The sequence below is a fragment of the Asanoa sp. NPDC050611 genome (assembly GCF_040654855.1).
GTDB lineage: Bacteria > Actinomycetota > Actinomycetes > Mycobacteriales > Micromonosporaceae > Asanoa.
The window spans coordinates 1-6,338 of record NZ_JBFAIU010000393.1 but is presented as its reverse complement, the minus strand read 5'-3'; the positions used below and the strand labels follow the sequence as shown (position 1 = coordinate 6,338).

Genomic DNA, 6,338 nt, shown 5'->3' with positions numbered 1-6,338 from the left:
GGCGCGGCCGTAATCGTCTCTTGTGGTGGATCTGACCGTCGACTACTTTGTTTGGCCCCGTCCGCGCTCTCCGCGGACAGGGGCTTCCTTGGCTTGAGGGAGAGGCCGCCACGGGGGAAGCGGCCCCTCCGGGCAGAACGATACTCCGTCGTAGCCCTTATGGATAGCTCGGTCGATCAACCATTCGGGAAGAGATGGCCGTAGTCCGCGTACGCCATGGCGATGTCGGCCTGCGCCCAGAATCGGTGGTACGTGAACGTCGGTGCCGCACCACCGTCCAGGTAGGACTGCACCTTCGGCCAGTCCGGGTCCCGCTTGTAGAACGACCGGATGTCGACGAAGCTCTTGCCCGGTGCGATCGCGTCGCCGTTGGGCATGTCGCCGGTCCAGCCGGGCGGCAGGTAGAGACCCTGACCCGTGCTGGCGTTGTAGACGTCGTCGAACCGCTGGTAGTCCTCACGGGTCTCGGAGGTCACCACGCCGCGCGCGTCGCGGTTGGCGTACAACGCGTCGATCAGGCCCTTCGCACCGGTCTTGGCCGGAGCGGAACCGGAGCGCGCCGCGTAGTACATGAGCGTCCGCGCGTACGCGGCCGCCACACCGACGTCCCGGCCCTTCTTGGTCACCGTGACGTGCAGGCCGGTGTTGGCGGCGGGCGACGACGGGTTCCACGTCGCCGGCGCCCCGCTCCAGGTCATGTCCGACGGGATCTCGAAAGAACCGCCGGTACCGAGGGTGGTGTTCGCCAGCGCCCACGGCACCCACTTGTCGAGCAGGGCCTTGGCCTTCGCGTTGCCGGTCGCGTAGTACAGCTCCGCGATCCGGTGCATCGACCAGACCTGCATGCCGAACCACTGGTTGGACGGCGGGTCGTGGTAGACGGGGTCGACGTCGTAGAACATGCCGTAGAACGTCGGCGTACCCGACGGCGGCGTCCCGTACGAGCCGTCCCAGCTGTTCGTCGCGCCGCCGGCGATGCCGCCCTCGGCCGACTGCAGCCACTGGTAGAACTCGAGCTGGCGGTCGAAGCTCTTCTGCCAGTCCGATACCGCGGACGGCGACCGCGGCTTGAGCTCGTTGACGTTGGTCAGCGCCCACGCCGCCATCGGGTTCTGGTAGCCGAAGTGGTTGTGGCTGGAGCCGATCCGCCACGACCAGCCGGCGTTCGGGTCGGTCGCGCCACCCCAGGCGTAGTACCAGGACATCAGGTAGTGCGCCGAGTCCTTGCCGGAGCCGGCCGCGCACGTCGAGGCGCCGACGCAGTTGCCGATCTTCTTGAAGTACTTGTCGAACATCGCGTAGCGCAGGTAGTCGCCCATCTTGGCCGCCTTGGCCACGGTGGCCGACACGTCGGCCGCCCGCCCCTGCTCGGTCGCCCAGGTGAGCGCCCAGTAGGCAGCCTCGATCGCCCGCGCGTCGGCGTCCGGCGCGTTGGTGTACTTCCACTGCTTGGCCGGCGCGTTCGACTCCTTGATGGAGATGTCCAGGAAGCCGGACGGCCCACCGAAGTTGAACGTGTCGCACGAGGGCTGCGGCACCGTCTCCCACACGGACTCCTGCGGACCCCGCTGGAACGTGTTGATGTACGCCGGCCGCGTGGTCCCGTCGCCGCACCGGCCGAAGCCGTAGGTGTTGTCGACGTCGAGGAGCCAGTGCATGCCGTAGATGTCGCCGGTGCCGTAGGTCGACTGCAGTTCGGACCGCAGCGGGTCCTGCCCGACGGACACGTTCGGCTGCAGCTGTGACGGGTACTGGCTGGGCAGGTTGTACTCGGCCGCGTACTGCGGCGTGCCGTTGACTCCGGCGGTGGCCTGGTCGTTGTGCGACGGGATGATGTAGCGCTCCATCACCGTCCAGGCGTTGTTGAACGGCGCCCAGTTCTCCGTCACTCGCCCGTACTGCGCCTCGAGCCAGATCCAGAAGCTGAACGCCTCCGAGGTGGTCTCGTGGCCGTGGTCCGGCGCCTCGACGATCAGAGTCTCGATCGAGTGGTACGGGACGCCCTCCTGGCTGAAGTACCCGGAGTTCTTGATCTTCCCGTACTGGTCGAGGAACCGGGTGATGTACTCGTTGTCCCCGGTCGCGCCGTCGTTGTCGACCTCGGTGACGGCGATCGCGACGGGCGCGTACCCCGTGGCGCTGGCGGTGACCGTCGCCGAGCCGCCCGCGGTGTCGGCGTCCTCGGCGGCCGAGATCGTCACCGGCACCCCGGTGCTCCAGTTGGAGCTGGTCAGCGTCACGCTGGTCGGCGAGACCGAGATGTCGGTGTCGCCGGTGCGGGCCAGCCCGACCGTGACCGAGGACGACGGCGCGGCACTGAGGGTCAGCCGGGTCGTCGACGTGCCGCCCTCGGCCACGGAGACCGAGGTCGGGTTGGCCCGCAGCACCGGACCGGTGGCCTGGGTGACGGTGAAGCTCGCCTCGTCGGTCGCCGTCAGGTTCGCGTTGTCATAGGCGCGGGCCTGCACGGTGTACGCGCCGGCGGGCAGGTCCTCCATCGTGTACCCGTACGGCGCCGTGGTGTCGGTGTTGACGAGCAGGCCGTTGCGGTAGAACTCGACCTTGGCGACGGTCCCGTCGGGGTCGCTCGCGGTCGCGGAGAGCGCGACGTCGGCCGGTGCCTCGAACGGGCCGGCGGGCACGCTGAGGTCCACTGTGGGTGGTTGCTGCTGCGGCGCGCCGCCGCAGGTGGTGCCGTTGACGGTGAACGCGGTCGGCCGGGGGTTGGTCCCGCTCCAACTGCCGTTGAAGCCGATGCCGGTCGAGCCACCGGTGGGCAGGTTGCCGTTCCACGGCATGCTGGTGGCGGTGACCTGGTTGCCGGTCTGGCTCCAGGTGGCCGACCAGCCCTGCGTCACCCGCTGGCTGCCGGGGAACGTGAAGCCGAGCGTCCAGCCGTTGATCGGGTCGCCGAGGTTGCGGATGGTCAGGTTCGCGGTGAAGCCGCCGGGCCACTCGTTGGCCGCGTACACGACGTCACAGGCGATGGCGGCCTGCGCCGGGCCGGCCGGCACGGCGACCGCGGCGGCGACCAGCGTGCCGGCGGACAGCAGCGCCAGGGCGCGTCTGAGTTTCATGGATCTCCTCGCGGAAGCAGGGATGGAGCGCGCGTCCTGCCCAGGACGCGTGCGCGAAACTCCCGGCCCGCGATAGTGACAGTCTTCCATGGGAGCGCTCCCGGAGGCAACACCCGCCTACGCTGGGTCGATGGACCGCGTCCTGGGCGGGGTGCTCCTCGTCTTCGCCGTCGCGGCCCTCCTGATCGGGGTGGGTCCCGAACCGGCCATCACGTCATGGTCGGCGCAGGCGGTGCTGGAGGGCATCTTCGCGGTGCTGGCGTGGCGGCTGTGGCGCCGCCGGCGGGCGGATCCCCTCTGCCGCCGGTTCTGGGGCCTGGCCGCCATCGCCGGCGTGCTGAAGACCGCCGGCGGGGTGGTCCGCGCGGTCGACTTCGCCATCGAGCCGGCCACCGCCAGCGCCCACCGCACCGTGCCGACCCTGCTCGTCTCGGTGGGCTCGTTGGTCCTGCTCTACTTCCTGCTGAGCCGGCCACCCGACCTCGTCGGGCGCGAACGCCTGCGGCTCTGGCTCGACGCCGCCACGGTCCTGGTCGCGACCTCGGTCTTCGTCTGGACCATCGCGCTGTTCGGCGGTGCGCAGGCGACCGACGCGAGCGAGCTCGCCTGGACGGTCGTCGGCTCGGTCATCATGATCGTCTCGGTGTTCGCGATCGTCCGCCTGCTGATGACCCGCGAGGCGCCGTTCACCCGCGGCACGGGGATCATCCTCGCCGTCGCCGTCGCCCTCTTCGGGGTCGAGCACGCGCTCAACCCCCAGCTGGCCGCCGCGGACTCCCGGGGGATCTACGTGCTCCGGCTGCTGCCGCCGCTCGTGCTGGCCCTGGCGCCCTGCGTCGAACGGATCCAGGGCACGCTGAGCCGCACGGTCGGGCCGCCCCGGCGGGTGCGGGTGACGGCGCGGCTGCCGTTCGTCGCGGTGGCTGCCACCCAGCTCATGCTGGTCATCCAGCTGCCGATCGAGGGCCTCAACATCCGCAGCTGGGGCACGGTGGTCGGCTCGGTGGTGCTCACCGCGATCGTCGCGGCCCGCCAGAGCGTGGTGCTGACGGAGAACGAGCGGCTGGTGCGCCGGCTCGACGAGAGCATCGAGGCGCTCGGCCGGCAGGAGGAGAAGCTGCGGCACGCGGCCAACCACGACCACCTCACGGGCCTCGCGAACCGGGCGTTCTTCGACCACCACGCCCAGCGGCTCGGCAACGGCGATCCCGGTCGCGGCCGGGCCGTGCTGCTGCTCGACCTCAACGAGTTCAAGATGATCAACGACACCTTCGGCCACGCCGCGGGCGACGACCTGCTGAAGATGACCGCGACCCGGCTGCGGCGCAGCGTACGCCCGGCCGACACCGTGGCCCGCCTGGGCGGCGACGAGTTCAGCGTGCTGCTGGCCGACGCCTCGGCCGAGGACGCCGTGTCCGCCGCGCACCGCATCCTCGGCGCGCTCGGCAAGCCGGTGCGCATCGACGGCCGGACCCTGCGGCCCTCGGCGAGCGTCGGCATCGCGGCGAGCGGCGTCAAGCCGTTCGAGGCGCTCCTGCGCGACGCCGACGAGGCGATGTACGAGGCGAAGCGCCGCAGCTCAGGCTTCTACCTCCACCCGGACTCGGCGGCCTGACCGTGGACCGCGTGCTGGGGGGTGCGCTCCTGCTCTTCGTGGCGGCCGCGCTGGTCGTCGGCTGGGGGCCGGCCCCCGGCGTCACGTCCTCGGCCGCGCAGGCCGTCCTGCTGGCCGGCTTCACCGCGCTGTCCTGGCAACTGGCCCAGCGCCAGGGGCAGCCCGCCCGGCGGCGGCACTTCTGGGAGGTCGCGGCCGTCGGCGGCCTGGTCCTCGCGGCGGGCGCGGTGCTGCGGTCGGTCGAGGCGGTGGGCGACCCGGCGAACGCCACCGCCATCCGCACCGTGCCGGGGATCCTGGTCGCCGCGGGCACCGGCATACTCCTGGCGTCCATGCTGGCGCGCCCATGGCGACTGCCCCGCGCGGACCGCGCACAACTGTGGCTCGACGTGGTGATCGTGCTGATCGGCGCGGCGGTCGCCATCTGGGTCGTCACGATGATCGGCCGCAGCGAGGCCGACCGGCCGCACCAGGCGCTGTGGGCGATCGTGGGTGCGGTGATCCTCTCGGTGGCCGCGTTCACCCTCGTGCGGATGGTGTTCACGCGGTCCGCGCCGGTCCGCGCGCTCGCCGGCGTGACGCTGGCGCTGGCCGTCGCGTTGTTCGGCGTCGACCGCGCGCTCAACGCGGAGATCCTCCACGCGCCGGACATCCGCGCCATCCTGGTCGCCCGGATGGTCCCCGCGCTGCTCCTGGTCGCGGGCGCGCGGTTCGACCAGCTCCGCCGCCCGCCCGCTCGCCTGCGACCGCGGGCGCGGCGGTCCGGCGCCCAGCTGCCCTTCGTGGCGGTCATCGCGACCCAGGCGGTCCTGATCGTCGAGCTGGCCGTCAACGGCCTCGCCATCCGCACCTGGGGCGCGCTCGCGGGTTCGGTCGCCGTCACGACGCTGGTCCTGATCCGCCAGCACGTCGTCCTCGCGGACAACGACCGGTTGGTCGCCCGCCTCGACGACACGGTCGAGGTGCTGGCGGGGCAGGAGGAGCGGCTGCGGTACGCCGCCAGCCACGACCACCTCACCGGCCTCGCCAACCGCGCGCGGTTCGACGAGGTGGCCGGCCGCCACAGCGGCACCCACGACGGCGGCCGGGCGGTGCTGCTGCTCGACCTCGACGAGTTCAAGCAGGTCAACGACACGTACGGGCACCACGCCGGCGACCACCTGCTGCGGGTGACGGCCGACCGGCTCAAGGGCTGCGTCCGCGGCACCGACACGGTGGCCCGGCTGGGTGGCGACGAGTTCAGCGTGCTGCTGCCCCACGCGTCCAGGGCGGACGCCGTGGAGACGGCGCACCGGATCCTCGGCGCACTGCGGGTGCACGTCCGGATCCACGGCCGGACCGTGCGACCGTCCGCCAGCATCGGCATCGCGACCAGCGGCACGCGCCCGTTCGAGGCCCTGCTGCGCGACGCGGACGCGGCGATGTACGAGGCCAAGCGGCGCAACTCCGGCTTCCACGTCGCGGACGCGGATATCTGAAACTTTCGATCATGTCGTGGGGGTTTCCCGCGCGCTGCCGGACAGCTACAGTCTGACCAACGTCGATGGGAGCGCTTCCATTGATGGACATCAGAGTAGGCCGGCGACGGGCCAGCCCGGACTCCGTCGCCGGTCTCCGCTCCCCCTCGAGAGGAGGTGGAACCACCG

The 6,338-nt window shown here is 71.4% G+C and carries 3 protein-coding genes; 2 read left to right on the top strand and 1 reads right to left on the bottom strand.

The window, feature by feature from the left end; translation table 11 throughout:
• Positions 1-176: 176 nt before the first annotated feature.
• Positions 177-3,077, bottom strand: coding sequence for a glycoside hydrolase family 48 protein (locus AB0H87_RS36120; protein ID WP_360156375.1), 2,901 nt, complete (start codon positions 3,075-3,077; stop codon positions 177-179).
• 130 nt (positions 3,078-3,207) lie between these two features.
• On the opposite strand from AB0H87_RS36120, the gene AB0H87_RS36115 reads away from it, so the two are divergent.
• Positions 3,208-4,692 (top strand): GGDEF domain-containing protein, encoded by a 1,485-nt coding sequence (locus AB0H87_RS36115; RefSeq protein ID WP_360156372.1) that lies wholly within the window; start codon positions 3,208-3,210, stop codon positions 4,690-4,692.
• A gap of 11 nt (positions 4,693-4,703) precedes the next feature.
• Positions 4,704-6,170, top strand: coding sequence for a GGDEF domain-containing protein (locus AB0H87_RS36110; protein WP_360156369.1), 1,467 nt, complete (start codon positions 4,704-4,706; stop codon positions 6,168-6,170).
• The last annotated feature ends 168 nt before the right edge of the window (positions 6,171-6,338 follow it).